This window comes from Arthrobacter silvisoli, from assembly GCF_003369445.1.
GTDB lineage: Bacteria > Actinomycetota > Actinomycetes > Actinomycetales > Micrococcaceae > Arthrobacter > Arthrobacter silvisoli.
In genome coordinates this window covers 1-18938 of sequence record NZ_QRCU01000040.1, presented here as the reverse complement: position 1 = coordinate 18938, position 18938 = coordinate 1, and the positions used below count along the sequence as shown (strand labels likewise).

Sequence of the window (18938 nt, the reverse complement as noted above, 5' to 3'; positions counted from 1 at the left end):
ATGAACAGTATGGACGGAGCCCGCGACGGACAGGACACCCCCCGCGAAGCCGAGCACCTCCTGCAGGCGTCGCAGGAAGGCAAGAGGACCACCGTAATGCTTGCCGCCTTCGAGGGCTGGAATGATGCCGGTGAAGCAGCCAGCGACGCGCTGCGCTACCTGAATAAGCTGTGGCAGGGCAAGAAGGTGGCCACCGTGGACGCCGACGACTACTACGATTTCCAGTTCACCCGCCCGACGGTGCGCCGTACCTCGTCCGGGGAGCGCAGGGTGAAATGGCCATCCACCCGCCTGTACCGGGCCAGCGTTCCGGACAGCAACGTGGACGTGGTGGTGGTGCTCGGCACGGAGCCTTCCTACCGCTGGCGCGCCTATACCACCGAGCTGCTTGTGCACGCCGAAGCCATGAAAGTCGACTATGTGGTGCTCCTCGGCGCGCTGCTGGCCGATGTTCCGCACAGCCGGCCGATCCCGGTGAGCACGACCACGGAAGACAACGCCCTGAGGCAGCGCCTGAACCTCGAGGCCAGCCAGTACGAGGGTCCCGTGGGCATTGTGGGCGTGCTGGCCGAGTTTGCCATGCTGGCGGGACTTCCCACTGTCTCGTTGTGGGCGGCCGTTCCGCACTACGTGTCCCAGGCGCCGTCCCCGAAGGCCCAGCTGGCGATCCTGCACAAGGTGGAGGACCTCCTCCAAGTCCCGCTGGACACCCAGTCCCTGGCCGAAGACGCCGAGGCCTGGGAACGTGGCGTCAACGAACTCGCCACGGACGATCCGGAAATCGCCGCCTACGTCCGGCAGCTGGAAGAGGCCAAGGACACCGCCGACCTGCCCGAGGCAACAGGCGAATCCATCGCCCGCGAGTTCGAGCGCTACCTCAAGCGCCGCGACAAGGGAAAGCCCTAGGCAGCGAAAATCCCCGCCCGGTGTGAACTGCTCAGTTCCGGGCGGGGATTTGCTTTGGTGGACCTAGAGTTCGACGCCGAGCAAGGCGTCTACGGCGTCCGAGAACAGGGCGGCGTCCACCGCCGACGCTTCCGCGACGCCGGCATCGAGGGCGGCCTTCGCCCACTCGTCGACGGCGGCCAGCGCACCCGGGGCGTTGAGGTCGTCGGCAAGTTCGCTGCGCATCCTGCCGAGCAAGGCTGCAACCGTTCCGGACGGCGCCGCGTCGCGGGCCGCGCGCCACAGCGAAAGCCGTTCCTTCGCCGCGTCGAAGCCTTCGGCGGTCCAGGACCAATCGGAACGGTAGTGGTTTGCGAGGATCGCCAGGCGGATCGCCGGGGCTTCTTCACCGGCCGTGCGCAACGTGGACACGAGCACGAGGTTGCCGAGCGACTTGCTCATCTTCGCGCCGTCGAGCCCAACCATGCCAGCGTGGGCGTAGTGCCGCGCGAGCGGAACGCCGCCGATCGACCAGGCGTGGCCGGCTCCCATTTCATGGTGCGGGAACACCAGGTCGGATCCGCCGCCCTGCACGGTGAAAGGCGCAGGCAGGTATTCCCGGGCGATCACGGTACATTCGATGTGCCATCCGGGACGACCCTCGCCAAGGCTGGCGCCGGGCCAGCTCGGCTCGCCCTCACGGGCCACCCGCCACAGCAGCGGGTCGAGGACGTTCCGCTTGCCGGCGCGTCCGGGGTCGCCGCCGCGTTCGGCGAACAGTGGCAGCATCTCCGCCTCGCTCAGTCCGGAGATGTCGCCAAGCCGCCATGCCTCCTCGCTGTCCGAACGCTTCCCGGCCTCGTCGACGTCGTAGTAGACATCGCCGTCGGGCTCGCCTCCGCTGCCGGCCACCCGGTACGCGAGGCCGCCCTCAATCAGCTTCTCGATGGCCGGGACGATCAGCGGGATGGCCTCGACCGCTCCGACATAGTAGTCCGGGGCGAGGACGTTCAGGGCTGTCATGTCGGCGTGGAACAGTTCGATCTGGCTGGCCGCGAGTTCGCGCCAGTCCACGCCGGTCGCGTTGGCGCGTTCCAGCAGCGGGTCGTCGATGTCCGTGACGTTCTGCACGTAGGCCACACGCTGCCCGCCGTCGCGCCAGGCACGGTTCAGCAGGTCGAATGCCACGTAGCTTGAGGCGTGACCCATGTGGGTGGCGTCATAGGGCGTAATGCCACAGACGTAGAGGGACTGCTCCGCCTGGACCGGGATATCGACGACGGCATCCTTGGCTGTATCGAAGAGCCGCAGCTGGGGCATGGCCCCGGGAAGCTCGGGTACTGGGCGGGAGGTCCACGATTTCACAGCCTCAACGATAGTGCTAGGCGCTGATGACATTGAAACCGAGGAGGAGGTAGAGGGCCAGGCCGAGCAGTATCCGATACCAGACGAACAGCCGGTAACTGCGGGTGGAAACGAACTTCAGGAACCAGCCGATGATGACGTAGCCCACCGCGAAGGCGATCACCGTGGCGAGGGCAGTCTCCGGCAGGCCGTAGGGTCCGGTGATGCCGTCCTTGCTGAGCACTTTGTAGAGCTGGTAAAGACCGCTGCCGAAAACAGCCGGAATCGCCAGCAGGAAGGAATAGCGAGCCGCGGCTTCGCGGGTGTAGCCCATGAGCAGGCCGGCGGTGATGGTGCCGCCGGAGCGGGAAACACCGGGAACCAGGGCCAAGGCCTGGGCGAAACCGTAGAGGATGCCGTGCTTGTAGCTGAGCTGGGTGAGGTCGCGTTCCTGCTTGCCGGTGGCATCGGCCACCGCCAGGATCATGCCGAAGACGATAAGCATGGTGGCCACGATCCACATGCTGCGGAAGACGGATTCGATCTGGTCCTGGAAGAGCAGGCCCAGCACGATGATCGGCAGGCTGCCCAGGATCACCAGCCAACCCATCCGGGCGTCTGGATCATTCCTGGCCACCTTGCCGCTCAGGGAGCCGAACCATGCCCGGACGATCCGGACGATATCGCGCCAGAAAAACACGATGACCGCGGTCTCCGTACCGAGCTGCGTGATCGCCGTAAAGGCGGCGCCGGGGTCGGCCGCGTTGGGCAGGAAAGCGCCGACAATCCGCAGATGCGCGCTCGAGGAAATCGGGAGGAATTCGGTGAGTCCCTGCACCAGGCCGAGGAGGGCTGCTTCTAACCAGTTCACGTGAATAGACCCTACGTCATGATGTCCCTGAACTGCCCGTAAGCTAGCACCATGCAGCAGCGTTATGTCGGCAACAGCGGCCTCAGGACCTCGGTCCTTTCCCTGGGCACCATGTCCTGGGCCCAGGAGACCGATGAGCAGGATGCGATGGAACTGCTGCACGCTTTTGTCGACGCCGGCGGCACCGTGGTGGACACCGCCGCGTCCTACTCCGGAGGCGAAGCCGAGGCGATGCTCGGTTCAATGCTGGGAGACGTGGTTTCCCGCTCGGAACTGGTCATTTCCAGCAAGGCGGGCGCCTCGAGCCGGGAAGGCCGCCAGCGGGTGGACGCCTCCCGCGGCGCCATGCTGTCTGCGCTGGACGCCAGCCTCGCACGGCTGGGCACCGACTACCTCGACCTCTGGTTCGTCCAATGCTGGGACGCGAACGTTCCGCTCGACGAAACCCTGTCCGCCCTCGAACTTGCGCTGCGCAGCGGACGCGCGCGCTACGTCGGCATCTCGAACTTCAACGGCTGGCAGAGCGCGAAGGCCGCAGCCGTCGCAGGATTTCCGATCGTGGCAAACCAGTCGGAATACTCCCTGCTCAACCGCGCCCTGGAAACCGAGTTGTTGCCCGCTGTCGAAGATGCCGGGCTCGGACTCATGGCCTGGGCGCCGCTGGGACGCGGCGTGCTGAGCGGCAAGTACCGCGGGCAGATCCCGGCGGGTTCCCGCGCAGCCGGCGACAGGCTGGCAGGCTATGTGGGCAAGTACCTGGAAGCGCGGGACTCCCGCGTGGTCGAGGCCGTGCACATGGCGGCCAAGGGACTGGGCCGCTCTGCCCTTGACGTCGCACTGGCCTGGGTACTGAACCGCCCGGCCGTGGCGACCGCCGTCGTCGGGCCGAGGAACGCGGTGCAGCTGAAGGAACTCCTCGAGACGAAGCCCGCGCCGCTTCCCGCAGAAATCGCGAGGGCACTGGAAGACGTCTCCGCCTGACAGGGTTTCCCGGGCGCAGCCGTTCGCTGGGGTTTCCCGGGCGCAGCCGTTCGCGGCCGCCTTACGGGGCTGGCTACGGGAGAGCCTTATTGAACTGCCCGGCTGAGCCCTATTGATCCAGGGCGCTACTGATCCAGGATCTCGAGTTCGTCCTCGTCGAGCAGTTCGCCGTCCTCGTCGTCGTTCTCTTCCTCTTCGTCGAAGACCTGCAACGGCGTGACTTCCGTGTATGCCTCGTACAGAGCATCCTCATACACTTCAAAAGCGTCGGCCACGGCAAAAAAGGCCGCTTCGACGGTAGGATCACCTTCACCCCGGCGGGCGGAAGCGGCGACGAGGTGTTCCTCCAAAGCTGCTGTCAGTGACTGAAGCGCGACACGCGGATCGATGCTCATGACTTCACGTTAGCCCGAAAACGACGAAAATGGAGAGGGATGAGGGAACAAATTCTAGGCAGTTCGATCGAACGCCAAAGGGACAGCGCAAGGCAGTACGAATACCTGGTACTGACGGTGGCACCTGACGATTCCCTGCCGGACGCCAGGCGCCGGCTCGTTGAACATTCCGAGTATGGCAAGTGGGAACTCGAGCGCAGCGTGCTCTACATGGGCGGCGCCCGGCGTTTTTGGATGCGCCGCAAAGTGCTCACCGTCCAGCGGACGGTCTGAGCTCCTGCCCGCTCAGGCTCCGCCTCGGAATCAGCGTTCCAAGGGCCCCAGCCAGGCATTGGCCACCGTGTTGTGTGCCGATTCATCGTTGGACGGGTGGAAGACGCCGGCCAGCACGTCCCGGTAGAGGCGCTCGAGTTCGGCTCCCCTGAAGTAGCTGGCACCGCCGGACACCTGGATGGCCGTGTCCACCACCGCACGGGCCGCACCCGTGGCCCGCAGCTTGAGGCCGACCAGTTTGGCGAACCACATGCTTCCATGATCGGCGCCGGCGTCCACATCACTGGCGACCGCGGCAAGTTGGGCCTGCACGGTGTCCAGGGCCATCGCAGCGTCGGCGATCTTCCAACGGATGTCCGGATCCTGGGCGAAACTCCGCCCTCCGTACTTGGCCGAGGTGCGCCGGTTGACAGCCTCGACCGCCAGCTCAAAGGCCCGTTCCGCCAAGCCAGTGTAGACAGCGGAGAGGAGCGTCTCGAAGCACGCGAAGATCGCAAAGATCAGCGGATCCTGGTTCGGTCCGGTCGGAAGTTTCCGGAAGATCCGCCCCGGACGAACCACGGCACCTTCCAACAGCGTCGTATTGGACTGGCTGGCACGCATGCCCAGGGTGTCCCAGTCCCCCACCGTGGAATGGCCACCGGCCTCCCGGTCAAGGAAGCCGAAGACCAGCTCCCCGTCGCCGCCCCTGGCGGAACTGTCCCTGCCGAAGGTTCCGAGGCGGCTCCAGGCCGGGGACAGGCTCGTAAAGACCTTCCGTCCGGTGAAGCTGTACCCGCCGTCCGGCAACGGCGCCGCCACGGTTGCGGAATCGAAGAGCATGGAGTCGTTGCCCGCTTCGGAGATCGCGAAAGCGAACAGCTCCCCCTCGGCCGCTTCCTTCAATACGAAGGCAAGCGAGCTGTCGCCGAGGCTGTCCAGGACGCGCGCGACGCCGGTCCACACCAGGTGCATGTTTACCCCGAGCGCTGTGGCCGGTGCCGCCCCGGCAAGCCGGCGCTGCACGGCAGCGACTTCCGCAAGCCCGAGGCCGAGGCCGCCGTCGGACGCCGGGACGAATAGCTTCAGGTATCCGGCGTCTCTGAGGTCCGCAAGGTCTTCGTGGAAGAAGGAATTGTCCCGGTCATAGCCCGCGGCCCGGTTCCGGATCCGTTCCACCAGCGCGTCCGGCAGGATCTCTTCGGGTGTCACGGCGGGCTCCTAGTAGGTGCTGAGCAGCCGGTTGAGCACGCGGGTGCCGAACTTCAACGATTCGGCCGGCACCCGTTCGTCCACGCCATGGAACATGCCGGTGAAGTCGAGCTCGTCTGGGAGCATCAGTGGGGCGAAGCCGTAGCCGGTGATGCCGATCTTGCTCAGTGACTTGTTGTCCGTGCCGCCCGAGAGCGTGTAGGGAAGGACCCTGGCGCCGGGGTCCTCGGCATGCAGGGCATCGATCATGGAGTCCACCAGGTTGCCGGCGAACGGAACTTCGAGGGAGACGTCCTTGTTGACGTAGGTGACGTCGACGCCCTCGCCGGCCAGTTTCTTGATGGTCTCGAAGACGAGTTCCTGCTGGCCGGGCAGCGTACGGCAGTCGACCAGGGCTTCGGCTGACTCGGGGATCACGTTGTGCTTGTAACCCGAACGCAGCAGCGTGGGGTTGGACGTGTTCTGCAGCGTGGCGCCCACGAAGCGGGCCACCGTGCCAAGCTCCTTCAAGAGGAGATCGGGGTTATCGGCGTCGAATTCGACCCCCGTCAGTTCGGTGACGCCGTCAAGGAACTGGCGCGTGGTCGGCGTGAGCTCGATCGGCCACTGGTATTCGCCGATCCGGGTGACAGCTCCGGCAAGCCGGGTGATGGCGTTGTCGGTATTGATCTGCGAGCCGTGGCCTGCCCGGCCGTGCGCCACGAGGCGAAGCCAGGATATGCCCTTCTCCGCTGTCTGCAGCAGGTAGGTGCGCTTGCCGCCGATGGTCGCGGAGAAGCCGCCGACCTCGGAAATCGCTTCGGTGGCGCCGTCGAACAGTTCGCGGCGGTGCTCGACGGCGTAGCGCGCGCCGTAGGTGCCGCCGGCTTCTTCGTCGGCAAAGAACGCGAAGACGATGTCCCGCTTGGGCTTGCGGCCGCTGCGCGCGAAGTCGCGCATCACCGAAAGGATCATGGCGTCCATGTCCTTCATGTCCACGGCACCGCGGCCCCAGATCAGGCCGTCCTTGAGCTCGCCGCTGAAGGGGTCCACCGACCACTGGTCCTTGAGCGCGGGAACGACGTCCAGGTGGCCGTGGACCACCAGGGCGTCAGCCGAGGGATCTTCGCCGGCCATCCGGGTCACGACGCTCGCCCGGCCGGGTGCCGATTCGAAGATTTCGACGTCGAGGCCCACCTCGCTGATCAGCCCGGCGGTGTACTCCGCGGCCGCCCGCTCGCCCGGACCAGTGTCGTCGCCGAAGTTCGAGGAGTCTATCCGGATGAGTTCCTGGCAGATCCGGACAACTTCGTCTTCGGGGCGGATCTCAGACATGGAACTCTCCTTGCTGGCTTCGGTACACAGTGCCGGGCTCGATACACACTCGGTTCGCCGCGCAGCATGGCTGGGCGCGGCACTCCCCCAGCCTACCCATCCCGGACATGATGCGGGGCGCACGGGCTGTGGTTCGCCGCGATGGGTTGCGCCCGGAGGGCTGACAGGCGTCCCGGGTCTTGTCTCCCGGAATGGCTTGAATGCAGGCGAATTACTGAGACGTGCATTACCTTCGCCGGGGTGAAAGAATTCGTCATTAAACAAGCGAGGCCCGAATTCCAAGAAAATGAATTCGGGCCTCGCATTTGTGCGCGGAGGGGGACTTGAACCCCCACCCCCTTTCTGTGCGCGGAGGGGGACTTGAACCCCCACCCCCTTTCGAGGACTAGCACCTCAAGCTAGCGCGTCTGCCATTCCGCCACCCGCGCAGGTGGTGTTCGGAGCATCTTCCGCGCCTTCCGGCGCTTCGCTTTCCTCCGAAGCAGCGAGAAAAACTCTAACACGGTTCCCGGGGATTTAAAAATCGGGAGACCGGCGCGCGGAACCCGGAAAATCCGGGGCCAGTATGTACCCGGATGGCGGCCACGCCGGGCGCCGGAGTGCAATCCGGAGAGGTCGGAGGACCGGCCGCCTAGCCCAGGGCTGCCGCCGAGCCGATGAAATGGCGACGGCCGCTGCGCGGGTTCCAGCCGGTGAAGTCCGAGCGGGACCAGTGTCCGCCGGCATCGCGGGAGGTGCTGATTTCCAAGGAAACGCGGGCCGGGAGGAAAACCGGGGCTTCGAAGCTGATCTCCCAGGTGAAGGCCTCGCTCCGGGCGGGCCCCACCTCGGCCAGTGCCCTCGACGCAAGGTACATGCCGTGGGCGATCGAACGTTTCAGCCCCAGGGCTTTGGCGGAAAGCACGCTCAAGTGGATCGGATTGAAGTCTCCCGAGACGCTGGCATAGTTCCGGCCCGTATCCACTCCGAGGATCCACAGCGCGGTCGGGTCCGGCGGGCTGAATGTCGTTTCCGGCCCGCTGCCCTGTACTCCGCCCGTATCCGTGCCCGGCTTGTCCACCCCCGGAAGGAAGAACCCCTTCGCGAGGTAGGAGGACACACCTTTCCAGCGGAGTTCGCCATCGGTGTCCCGGACTTCGGCCACGAGGTCAACGAGGGTTCCGGCCCGGTGAGCGCGGAGGTTTTCGACCCATGCCACGATGTCCAGCGACTCGGAAAAATGCACGGCGCGGTACTGATCCACCCGGTTCCGCAGGTGGATCATGCCCAGGAGCGGGAGCGGGAAATCGTCGCGGTTGAGCACGCTCATCGCCACAGGGAAGGCCAGAGCATGGATGAACCCGGCCGGCAGGAAGTCGCCGGCCGTCTCGCCGAGCAGGTGTTGGAAGGCGGTCAGTTTGTCGACGTCGGCCTTGACGCCCCGGAGCCCATGCCGGGCGTCAGGAAGATCGGCGGCGGGCCGGGCGTTGGAGATCCGCCGCCGTGCCGCCGTCGCCGCAGCGTTGAGGTACAGCGCGGAGAGCGCGGGTGCTTCCGGCAGAAACACGGTCTTCCGGCTTCCGTCCGTGTCCGCACTCATGCGCCCACCAGGTTCTGTCCGCAGACCCGCAGGACCTCTCCGGAGATTCCGCCGGCGGCGTCAGAGGCAAGGAAGGCAATGGCCTCGGCCACGTCGCCCGGGTCCCCGCCCTGCTGCAGCGAATTCAGGCGACGCGCCACTTCTCTCGTCAGCAAGGGAATCCGTGCGGTCATCTCTGTTTCAATGAAGCCGGGAGCGACCGCGTTGATCGTGCCGCCTTGCGCGGCCAGCAGCGGTGCACTGGCCCGGACCATCCCGATCACGCCTCCCTTGGACGCAGCGTAGTTGCTTTGGCCACGGTTGCCGGCGATGCCGCTGGTGGATGCGACGGACACAATACGCGGTGCCACGGGAAGGTCCGGTGAACCGAGGATGGCATCATTGATGCGCAGCTGAGAAGCGATATTGACGGCGATCACCGACCGCCAGCGGCCGTCGTCCATGTTTGCCAGCAGCTTGTCACGGGTGATCCCCGCATTGTGGACCAGGATGTCCAGGCTTCCATGCCGTTCCAGGGCATGGTGGATGATGCGGTCCCCGGCATCAGGGACGGTGATGTCCAGTTGCAGGGCCGTCCCCTTGACCTCGTTGGCGACTTCCGCGAGGTGATCCCCGGCCGCGGGAACGTCGACGGCCACGATCGCGGCGCCGTCGCGGTGGAGGGTCCGTGCAATGGCGGCTCCGATCCCCCTGGCGGCGCCGGTGACGACCGCGACTTTTCCGGCCAGCGGTTTGTCCGGGTCGCCGGGCTGCCTGCCCGAAGCAGTGGAGACCGTGAGGAACTGGCCGTCGACGAACGCGGAACGACCGGAGAGGAAGAAGCGCAGCGCTCCGAGGGTTCCCGGACTCCGCGGCACGGCGTCGCTGCCCAGCAGGATGCCGTTGGCCGTCGCTCCGTCGCGGAGTTCCTTGGCCACCGAGCGCACGATGCCGTCGATGCCTTGGCGGGCGGCCGCTTCTGCCGGGTCCGCCGAGGACTCCGCTGTGCGTGACACGGTGACGACCCGGCCGCCCGCCGCAAGGTCACGCAGCGAGCGGGCGGCCGTCAGCACCGGGACTTCAAGGTCCTCCGGGCGCCGGACTTCGTCCAGGAGCAGGACGATCGCTCCGAGCTTTTCCTTGGGCAAGGCGTTGCGCCGCACGTCCAGTCCCCAGGAGAGAAGCTCCGCAGCGAGGGCTTCCGGTTCTTTTCCCTGGCCTTCGTCCTGCCTGCCGATGACAAGCACAGGCCCGGGCACCAGCGGGCTGCCCGCCATGTACCTGCGCAGCTCGACGGGCCTGGGCAGGCCGAGCCTTCCGGCGAGATCGCGGCCGAATCCGCGGCTGACGAATTGCGTGTACTTGTCGCTCATGCCTGTCCGCCTTCCGCTGCCGGGTACGCCTCAAGGATCGCCACGACGCCCTGCCCGCCCGCCGCGCAAATGGAGACCAGGCCCCGCGCCGGGCGACCGTCCACCATGCCCTTGGCGTGGAGCATTTTCGCCAGGGAGGCAACGATGCGCCCGCCTGTTGCGGCGAAGGGATGGCCGGCAGCCAGCGAGGAGCCGTTGACGTTGAGCTTGCTGCGGTCGATGGAACCGAAGGCGCCCGGAAGACCGAGGCGGCGGCGTCCGAAGTCTTCGTCTTCCCAGGCGGCCAAAGTGCTGAGGACGGTGCCGGCGAAGGCTTCGTGGATCTCGAAGAAGTCAAAGTCCGCAAGTGTCAGTCCGTTGCGCGCAAGGAGCCGCGGCACCGCAAATGCCGGGGCCATCAGCAGGCCGTCCTTCCCATGGACGAAGTCGACGGCGGCGGCCTCGCCGTCCAGCACCGTGGCCAACTTGGGCAGGCCCCGTTCGTCGGCCCATTCCTCGCTTCCGAGCAATACAGCGGAGGCACCGTCAGTGAGCGGCGTGGAGTTGCCGGCGGTCATGGTCGCCTCGGCGCCAAGGGTCTTGCCGAACACCGGTTTCAGGGTGGCCAGCTTCTCCAGTGACGTGTCGGGGCGCAGGTTCGAATCCCGGGTCAAGCCGCGGTACGGGGTGAGCAGGTCGTCGAAGAAGCCGCGATCGTAGGCCGCCGCGAGGTTGCGGTGGCTGTTGTAGGCGAGTTCGTCCTGGGCCTCGCGCGTGATCTTCCACTGTGCCGTGGTGAGTGCCTGGTGCTCACCCATGGACAGGCCCGTGCGGGGTTCGCCGGTGTCCGGAGCGTCCGGGGCGATGTCCTTCGGGCGCAACCGCGAGAGCACTTTGAGGCGCGCGGAAAGGGTCTTGGCCCGGTTGAGGTCCAGCAACACCCCGCGCAGGCCGTCGCTGACGGCGATCGGGGCGTCGGAGGCAGAGTCCACGCCACCGGCCACCGCGGAATCGATCTGGCCCAGCTTGATCTTGTTGGCCAGGCCGAGCACCGTCTCCAGGCCGGTGGCGCAGGCCTGCTGCAGGTCGTAGGCGGGGGTTTCGGCCGACAAGGCTGATCCGAGGACAGCTTCACGGGTCAGGTTGAAGTCCCGCGAATGCTTCAGCACGGCACCAGCGGCAACTTCACCGAGCCTCTCCTCTTGCAGGCCGAAGCGGGCGATCAATCCGTCGAGCGCGGCGGTGAGCATGTCCTGATTGGAGGACCTGGTGTAGGCGCCGCCGCTACGGGCGAACGGGATTCTGTTACCGCCGATCACCACCGCCTTGCGGACGCCGCGCGCGCGAGCCAGGGGCTGCCCTTGCCGCTCGTGGCTTTCTTCCGGGGACAGTGCTGCTTCAGGCATGCGTTGCTCCTTACGCGTTGTTCAAGACGCTTGGTTCGGGTTACTGATACCCAGCGTACCTGATACGCTGAGTAACGTGAACAGCGTCACAGCACCCAAGCAAGCGGCATCCAGTCAGACGGCCTCCGGGTCCGCCGCCCGCCTCCGGATGGGAGCGGCGGACTTCGCGCAGCCCGCCGTCGACGGCCGTTCTGCCCGTTGGCAAGGCCACCGGGAAGAACGCCGACGGGAACTGATCAAGGCCGCGCGCAAGGCCGTGCACACCCTGGGGCGCGACGCGTCGATGGAGGACATCGCCACCGCGGCCGGCACCTCGAAACCGGTGTTCTACCGCTACTTCGGCGACAAGGCGGGGCTCCAGCAGGCCATGGGCGAAGTAGTCCTGGCGCAAATGCAACGGAAGATGAAGGAAGCCGTGGCCGCGGCCACGACGCCGCGCGAAGGCCTGTTCGCCATGGTGTCGGCCTACCTGCAGATGGCCGCGTCGAGCCCGAACGTCTATGCCTTTGTCACGCGCTTGCCGCAGGGGGACGCCGGCCAGCAGGACGCTATTGCAGCCTCCGGCGCCTTGGGACACTTCTTCGAATCGATCAGCGCCATGATGGCCGCCCCGATGCGCGAACAGCTCGGTCCCGACGCCGAGACCCTGGTCAGTTATTGGCCGACGGCGGCCATCGGCATGGTGCGTAACGCCGGCGAGCTGTGGCTCAGTTCGCCGGACTCCCCCGCCAAGCCCGACCAGCAGGCGATGGCCGGGCACATCACCGACTGGCTGTGCGTTGGGATCGCCCCGCGGGGGCAGGGCCGCACAGACGCAGCAATGACCCGCACCCAACAATGACCCACCGTATGGAAACCGCGAAGGAATCACATGACTGAAGTAGCTGACCGCGCCGCATCAGGCACCACGCCCGCCGGATTCGGAAACGCCGGCACCCCGGCCGTCGACGTCGCTGCGCTTGGCGAACTGTTGCTCGGCCGCTGGGCGGACGTCCGGCGCGCAGCCCGCGAACTGGCCGGCCGGCCAGAGGTGCACAAGATCGAGGGCCTGACCCACACCGAACACCGGAAGCGGGTGTTCGCGCAACTGGGATACCTGGTGGAGAACAACGCCGTGCACCGGGCCTTTCCCGCGCGGCTTGGCGGCTCGGACGATCACGGCGGCAACATTGCCGGATTCGAGGAGCTCGTCACAGCCGATCCCTCGCTGCAGATCAAGGCCGGCGTGCAGTGGGGCCTTTTCGGCTCCGCCGTCCTCCACCTCGGCACCGCCGGACACCACGACAAGTGGCTGCCCGGCATCATGAGCCTGGAGATCCCGGGCTGCTTCGCCATGACGGAAACCGGACACGGCTCGGACGTCGCGAGCATCGCCACTACGGCCACCTATGACGAGGACGCGCAGGAATTCGTTATCCACACCCCGTTCCGGGCCGCATGGAAGGACTACATCGGCAACGCGGCCAACGACGGCCTCGCCGCCGTGGTGTTCGCCCAGCTGGTGACCCGCAACGTCAACCACGGCGTCCATGCCTTTTACGTTCCCCTGCGTGATCCGCAAAGCAAGGAATTCCTCCCCGGCATCGGCGGCGAGGACGACGGGGTCAAGGGCGGACTCAACGGCATCGATAACGGCCGCCTGCATTTCAGCAACGTGCGGATTCCGCGGACCAATCTGCTTGACCGCTACGGCAGCGTCTCCCCCGACGGCGAATACTTTTCGCCAATCTCCAGCCCCGGCCGGCGCTTCTTCACCATGCTCGGCACCCTGGTGCAGGGGCGGGTGTCGCTGGACGGTGCCGCCGTGGCGGCGAGCAAAATTGCCCTGAAAACAGCCATCCGGTACGCCAGCGAACGGCGCCAGTTCACCTCCTCCTCTCCGGTCGAGGAAGAGGTGCTGCTTGACTACCAGCGCCACCAGCGGCGCCTGTTCACCCGCCTCGCCACGACGTACGCGGCAGCATTCGCCCACGAACAGCTCTTGGAGAAGTTCGACGACGTCTTTTCCGGGAAACAGGACACCGACGCCGGCCGGCAGGACCTTGAAACGCTGGCCGCCGCGCTCAAACCGCTGAGCACCTGGCACGCGCTGGACACCCTGCAGGAGTGCCGTGAAGCCTGCGGCGGCGCGGGCTTCCTGATCGAGAACCGCTTTGCCTCGCTGCGCTCGGACCTCGACGTCTATGCCACCTTCGAGGGCGACAACACCGTGCTGCTCCAGCTCGTGGCAAAACGCCTGCTGGCCGACTATGCCAAGGAATTCCGCTCCGTGGATTTCGGTGTGCTGGCACGGTTCGTGGCTTCGCAGGCCGCCGATGTTGCCCTGCACCGGACGGGACTGCGTCAGGTTGCCCAGTTCGTCGCCGACAACGGTTCGGTCCAGAAAGCCGCGCTCGCCTTGCGGGACGAGGAAGGCCAGCGCACCCTCCTTACCGACAGGGTGCAATCGATGGTCGCCGAGGTGGGCTCGGCCCTGAAAGGTGCGAACAAGCTGCCCCAGCACCAGGCCGCCGCCTTGTTCAATCACCATCAGGACGACCTCATTGACGCCGCGCGCGCCCACGCCGAGCTCCTGCAATGGGAGGCGTTCACCGAGGCGCTTGCCTCCGTCAAGGACCCGGGTACCCTGCAGGTGCTCACGTGGCTGCGCGACCTCTTCGGCCTGTCCCTGATCGAAACCCATCTGTCCTGGTACCTGATGAACGGCCGGCTCTCCATGCAGCGCGGCCGCACCGTCGGCGCCTACATCAACCGGCTGTTGGTGAAAATCCGCCCGCATGCCCTCGACCTTGTGGATGCCTTCGGCTACGGCCCGGAACACCTTCGCGCGGCCATTGCCTCCGGCGCGGAGCAGGAGCGGCAGGACGAGGCGCGCGACTACTTCCAGGCACAGCGGGCGAGCGGTTCAATTCCTGTTGAGGAGAAGCACCTCCCAGCTCTCAAGCGCTGAACTGGACCCAACGGTTGAACAGCACCAAGCCGAAATGACGACGGCGGCGCCGTACCTTCGCAAGTTGCTTGCGGAAGGTGCGGCGCCGCCGTCGCGCATCCATGGGCGGGTGTTCCGCCCAGGCGAGTCAGTGCTTGTCGAGCACGGAGCGGTACACCTCGAGGGTGGTCTGGGTGATCGATTCCCAGGAGAAATGGGCTTCGGCCCGCGCCCGGCCCGCGGCCCCCATGACCTTCGCCCGTTCCGGGTCGGAAACTACTTCGGTGAGGGCTGCGGCGAAGTCGGCCACGAACTTCTCCGGGTCCAGCGGGGTGCCGGTCCCGTCGGTGACCTGGTCCAACTCCACCAGCAGGCCGGTTTCGCCGTGGTTGACGACCTCGGGGATGCCGCCGGTCGCGCTGGCAACGACGGCCGCACCGCAGGCCATCGCCTCAAGGTTAACGATGCCGAGCGGCTCGTAAATGGACGGGCAGGCGAAGGCCGTGGCATGGCTGAGCACCTGGATGAGTTCCTTGCGCGGCAGCATGCGCTCGATCAGGATGACGCCTTGACGCTTGCTCTGCAGTTCCTCGATCAAGGCTGCCGTTTCCGCGGCGAGTTCCGGAGTGTCCGCGGCGCCGAGGCAGAGGACCAGCTGGACGTCGTCCGGCAGCTTGGCGGCCGCGCGAAGCAGGTAAGGTACGCCCTTCTGGCGGGTGTTCCGGCCGACGAATACCACGCTGGGCTTGGCGGGATCGATCCCGAGGGCGCGGATGTGCTCGTCGTCGGCATCCGGCTGCCACAGTTCCACGTCAATGCCGTTGTGGACCACGCGCACCTTGGCCGGATCCACGTCCGGGTAGCTGCGCAGGATGTCCTGGCGCATGCCTTCGGATACGGCGATGATCGCTGCCGCAGCCTCATAGGCCGTCTTCTCCACCCAGGAAGACAGCGCGTAGCCGCCGCCGAGTTGCTCGGCCTTCCAGGGCCGCAGTGGCTCCAGGCTGTGCGCGCTGAGGACGTGCGGAATCCCGTGCAGGAGCGACGCGAGGTGGCCTGCCATGTTCGCGTACCAGGTGTGTGAATGCACCAGGTCCGCTCCGGCGACGTCCGGAACGATCCGCAGGTCGACGCCCAGTGTCTGGACGGCGGCGTTTGCCGTCGCAAGGTCTTCGGGCGTCGAATATGACGTCACAGTCGCCCCATGGAAGTCGGCGTCGCGGGGCGCGCCAAAAGCGCGGACCTGCAACTCGACATGTTTGGCGAGGACCCGGCTGAGCTCGGCAACGTGCACTCCGGCGCCGCCGTAGATCTCGGGAGGAAATTCTTTAGTCACAATGTCTACGCGCATGGTGCCTAACGTAGTCGTTCCCGGGTATCTGTTCTAGTGTGAAGGAGTCCGGCAGCCCGGGCTATTCGGGGGGCTTCAAGACGTACAGGGAGAAATACACCAATGGCGTTGAAAAAAGTATTGGCGATCGTACTGGCCGGCGGCGAGGGGAACCGCCTCATGCCACTGACTGCAGACCGGGCTAAACCGGCGGTGCCGTTCGCCGGCGGGTATCGGTTGATTGATTTCGCGCTGTCGAACCTGGTCAATTCGGGGTATCTGCAGATCGTTGTGCTCACTCAATACAAGTCGCACAGCCTTGACCGCCATATTTCGGAAACGTGGCGGATGTCCACCCAGCTCGGCAGGTATGTAGCCTCGGTGCCGGCGCAGCAGCGCGTGGGCAAGAGCTGGTTCCTCGGCAGCGCGAACGCGATCTACCAGTCGCTGAACCTGATCCATGACGCCAACCCGGACATTGTCGTGGTGGTTGGCGCGGACCACGTGTACCGCATGGACTTCTCGCAAATGGTGGAACAGCACATTGCCAGCGGAGCCAAGGCCACCGTCGCCGCCGTGCGCCAGCCGCTGTCCATGGCCAATCAGTTCGGCGTCATCGAAGTGGACCAGAACGATCCCCAGAAGATCTCCGCCTTCGTTGAGAAGCCGGCCGAAACCGTCGGCCTCGCCGCTGATCCCACCCAGTTCCTGGCCTCGATGGGCAACTACGTCTTCGATGCCGACGCCCTGGTGGATGCACTCCGCCTCGACGCCGAGCGCCTGGACACCAAGCATGACATGGGCGGGGACATCATTCCCTACTTCGTGGGCAAGGGCGAAGCCGGCGTCTACGACTTCACCCTCAACAACATCCCGGGATCGACCGAACGCGACCGTACCTACTGGCGTGACGTAGGCACCATCGATTCCTTCTACGACGCCCACATGGACCTCATTTCGCCGGTCCCGGTGTTCAACCTCTACAACTCCGAATGGCCGATCTACACCCGGCAGAGCATTTCGCCGCCCGCCAAGTTCGTGCGCGGCGAAAACCAGACCGTGGGCTCTGCCCTGGATTCGATCGTGGCCAGCGGCGTTGTGGTCTCCGGCGGCATCGTGGAGGGCTCCGTGCTCTCCAACGATGTCTATGTTGGCACCGCCAGCCGTGTCCAGGACTCCGTGCTCATGGACAAGGTCCGGGTCGGTGAGGGTGCCGTGGTAAACCGCGCCATCATCGACAAGAACGTCCGGATCCCGGCCGGTGCCGCCATCGGCCTCGACCCGGACCTGGACCGGGCCCGCGGCTACAAGGTCACGCAGTCGGGCATCACCGTCCTGGCCAAGGGGCAGCTCGTCCCGGAACCCGAAGAGGCCGAACTGGCTCTCTCCGCGGAGTACCGGCGCACTCTCCCGAAGGCAGTCAAGGCCGTCACCGAGGGCTTGCCTGAGGCCCGCGAAACCTTGGAAAAGACCGCAGAAGCCCAGGCAACCTCCGTCGAGGTCTGAACCGCGGCCAACCAGGCAGCCTCTCCGTGCACCGCATGGGGAGGCTGTTCCTTTTGAGGCCCTTCCGCGGGCCTGTAAAATCGGAGCAATGAGCTCTGAGTTGACGCCTGATGAGATCCAGGCCTGCCTGAAGGTCCTGAATACGATCCACGCCTACGACGAGGAGCACCCGGACTACGTCGCCGTGCGCCGCGCCACCGGGAAGATGTTCAAGGCGGTCAAGCGCCACCGCCGGGTTACCAAGCGCGACGCCATCGCCGAAGCCGACCGTGCCGTGATGGCCCTGACGGCGACGGCGGCCCCGGACCGGATCGACGACGAGACCCGAGGCAACAAGCTGGCCAGCTCGGCCACCGGCGATATCGCCGGGCACCTGATCCGCTCCCGGCCCTGTTACATCTGCAAGCAGCACTACACCCAGGTGGATGCGTTCTACCACCAGCTGTGCCCGGAATGCGCCGCCTTCAGCCACAGCAAGCGGGACGCCCGGACGGACCTGACCGGCCGCCGCGCGCTCCTCACCGGCGGGCGGGCGAAGATCGGCATGTACATCGCGCTGCGTCTGCTGCGCGACGGCGCCCACACCACCATCACCACGCGTTTCCCCAAGGACGCCGCGCGACGGTTTGCAGCGATGGAGGACAGCGCAGAATGGCTGCACCGACTCAAGATCGTCGGGATCGATCTGCGCGACCCGTCCCAGGTGATGGCACTGACGGATTCCCTGAACGCGGCCGGCCCCCTGGATATCATCATCAACAATGCGGCCCAGACCGTCCGGCGTTCAGGCAACGCCTACAAGCCGCTCGTTGACGCCGAGGACGAGCCGCTGCCCGCGGCACTGCAGGCAGGAAACGGCGGCCCGGAACTCGTCACCTTCGGCCACGCGCATGACAAGCACCCGCTGGCCATCGCCCACAGCGTCAGCGAACACCCGGTTTTGGCCGGCGACGCCATCACTTCGCTGGCGTTGTCCACCGGGTCCGCCTCGCTGGAACGCATTGCCAGTGGCACCGCGATCGACGCCGGCGGACTGGTCCCGGACCTGGCAGCGGTGAACAGCTGGACGCAGGTCGTGGACGAGGTCGACCCGCTGGAGATGCTCGAGGTCCAGCTCTGCAACGTCACGGCGCCGTTCCTGCTGGTGAGCCGCCTGCGCGGGGCCATGCGGCGCTCCACCGCCCGGCGGAAGTACATCGTGAACGTTTCCGCCATGGAAGGGCAGTTCTCCCGCGTCTACAAGGGCCCGGGGCACCCGCACACCAATATGGCAAAGGCGGCACTGAACATGATGACCCGCACGAGTGCCCAGGAAATGCTGGACACGGACGGTATCCTCATGACCGCGGTGGATACCGGTTGGATCACCGACGAACGCCCGCACTACACCAAGGTCCGGCTCATGGAGGAGGGTTTCCACGCTCCCTTGGACCTGGTGGACGGTGCCGCCCGCGTCTACGATCCGATCGTCATGGGCGAGCAGGGCGTGGACCAGTTCGGCGTCTTCCTCAAGGACTACAAGCCCAGCCCCTGGTAAGCCAGGCAAGACTGGTAAGCCAGGCAAGACAGACGAGAGCGGGGCGCCGGATCATCCGGCGCCCCG

At 66.2% G+C, this 18938-nt stretch carries 16 protein-coding genes and 1 tRNA gene; 7 read left to right on the top strand and 10 right to left on the bottom strand.

Annotation, left to right across the window (positions count from 1 at the left end; translation table 11 throughout):
* The gene (locus DWV11_RS11750) at positions 1-906 is read left to right on the top strand and encodes a PAC2 family protein (protein WP_115789113.1); all 906 of its coding nucleotides are present in this window, start codon (positions 1-3) and stop codon (positions 904-906) included.
* 63 nt (positions 907-969) lie between these two features.
* Here the strand turns inward: DWV11_RS11750 and mshC are convergent, their stop codons facing one another.
* The gene (mshC, locus tag DWV11_RS11745; RefSeq protein WP_115789112.1) at positions 970-2250 is read right to left on the bottom strand and encodes a cysteine--1-D-myo-inosityl 2-amino-2-deoxy-alpha-D-glucopyranoside ligase; all 1281 of its coding nucleotides are present in this window, start codon (positions 2248-2250) and stop codon (positions 970-972) included.
* 16 nt (positions 2251-2266) lie between these two features.
* On the bottom strand, positions 2267-3100 hold the full coding sequence (locus DWV11_RS11740; protein WP_115789111.1) for an undecaprenyl-diphosphate phosphatase: 834 nt from the start codon (positions 3098-3100) through the stop codon (positions 2267-2269).
* Positions 3101-3151: 51 nt separating this feature from the next.
* On the opposite strand from DWV11_RS11740, the gene DWV11_RS11735 reads away from it, so the two are divergent.
* Positions 3152-4081, top strand: coding sequence for an aldo/keto reductase (locus DWV11_RS11735; protein WP_115789110.1), 930 nt, complete (start codon positions 3152-3154; stop codon positions 4079-4081).
* Positions 4082-4206: 125 nt separating this feature from the next.
* Here DWV11_RS11735 and DWV11_RS11730 read toward each other — a convergent pair whose 3' ends face one another.
* Positions 4207-4476, bottom strand: a complete 270-nt coding sequence (locus DWV11_RS11730) for a hypothetical protein (RefSeq protein ID WP_115789109.1) — start codon at positions 4474-4476, stop codon at positions 4207-4209.
* Positions 4477-4515: 39 nt separating this feature from the next.
* Between DWV11_RS11730 and DWV11_RS11725 the strand changes: the two genes are divergently transcribed.
* Complete coding sequence (locus DWV11_RS11725; protein WP_115789108.1) at positions 4516-4749, top strand: DUF5703 family protein; 234 nt, start codon at positions 4516-4518, stop codon at positions 4747-4749.
* A gap of 30 nt (positions 4750-4779) precedes the next feature.
* Here DWV11_RS11725 and DWV11_RS11720 read toward each other — a convergent pair whose 3' ends face one another.
* From DWV11_RS11720 to DWV11_RS11695, 6 genes are all read right to left on the bottom strand, one after another.
* Positions 4780-5940 carry an acyl-CoA dehydrogenase family protein gene (locus DWV11_RS11720; RefSeq protein WP_115789107.1) on the bottom strand — a complete coding sequence of 387 codons (1161 nt, stop codon included), beginning with the start codon at positions 5938-5940 and terminating at the stop codon, positions 4780-4782.
* A 9-nt stretch (positions 5941-5949) separates the two neighbouring features.
* Positions 5950-7254: a M20/M25/M40 family metallo-hydrolase gene (locus DWV11_RS11715; protein WP_115789106.1), complete on the bottom strand. Its 1305-nt coding sequence runs from the start codon at positions 7252-7254 to the stop codon at positions 5950-5952.
* Between the two features lie 345 nt (positions 7255-7599).
* Positions 7600-7682 (bottom strand) — tRNA-Leu (locus DWV11_RS11710).
* Between the two features lie 203 nt (positions 7683-7885).
* A complete protein-coding gene (locus DWV11_RS11705) occupies positions 7886-8833 on the bottom strand; it encodes a MaoC/PaaZ C-terminal domain-containing protein (RefSeq protein WP_115789105.1) in 948 nt (315 codons plus the stop codon).
* Positions 8830-10185 carry a 3-oxoacyl-ACP reductase gene (locus tag DWV11_RS11700; RefSeq protein ID WP_115789104.1) on the bottom strand — a complete coding sequence of 452 codons (1356 nt, stop codon included), beginning with the start codon at positions 10183-10185 and terminating at the stop codon, positions 8830-8832. Before DWV11_RS11700 ends, DWV11_RS11705 begins: the two co-directional genes overlap by 4 nt.
* Entirely contained in the window at positions 10182-11570 is a 1389-nt protein-coding gene (locus DWV11_RS11695; RefSeq protein WP_115789103.1) for an acetyl-CoA C-acetyltransferase, read from the bottom strand. The genes DWV11_RS11700 and DWV11_RS11695 overlap by 4 nt, the downstream gene beginning before the upstream one ends.
* Positions 11571-11718: 148 nt before the next feature.
* Between DWV11_RS11695 and DWV11_RS11690 the strand changes: the two genes are divergently transcribed.
* The gene (locus DWV11_RS11690) at positions 11719-12411 is read left to right on the top strand and encodes a TetR/AcrR family transcriptional regulator (protein WP_245953584.1); all 693 of its coding nucleotides are present in this window, start codon (positions 11719-11721) and stop codon (positions 12409-12411) included.
* Between the two features lie 30 nt (positions 12412-12441).
* The gene (locus tag DWV11_RS11685) at positions 12442-14520 is read left to right on the top strand and encodes an acyl-CoA dehydrogenase family protein (protein WP_115789101.1); all 2079 of its coding nucleotides are present in this window, start codon (positions 12442-12444) and stop codon (positions 14518-14520) included.
* 127 nt (positions 14521-14647) lie between these two features.
* Here the strand turns inward: DWV11_RS11685 and glgA are convergent, their stop codons facing one another.
* Positions 14648-15850 carry a glycogen synthase gene (gene glgA / locus DWV11_RS11680; RefSeq protein ID WP_115789100.1) on the bottom strand — a complete coding sequence of 401 codons (1203 nt, stop codon included), beginning with the start codon at positions 15848-15850 and terminating at the stop codon, positions 14648-14650.
* Positions 15851-15952: 102 nt separating this feature from the next.
* Between glgA and glgC the strand changes: the two genes are divergently transcribed.
* Positions 15953-17335, top strand: a complete 1383-nt coding sequence (gene glgC, locus DWV11_RS11675) for a glucose-1-phosphate adenylyltransferase (RefSeq protein ID WP_115789099.1) — start codon at positions 15953-15955, stop codon at positions 17333-17335.
* Between the two features lie 88 nt (positions 17336-17423).
* Positions 17424-18872 carry an SDR family NAD(P)-dependent oxidoreductase gene (locus DWV11_RS11670; RefSeq protein WP_115789098.1) on the top strand — a complete coding sequence of 483 codons (1449 nt, stop codon included), beginning with the start codon at positions 17424-17426 and terminating at the stop codon, positions 18870-18872.
* Positions 18873-18938 lie beyond the last annotated feature (66 nt).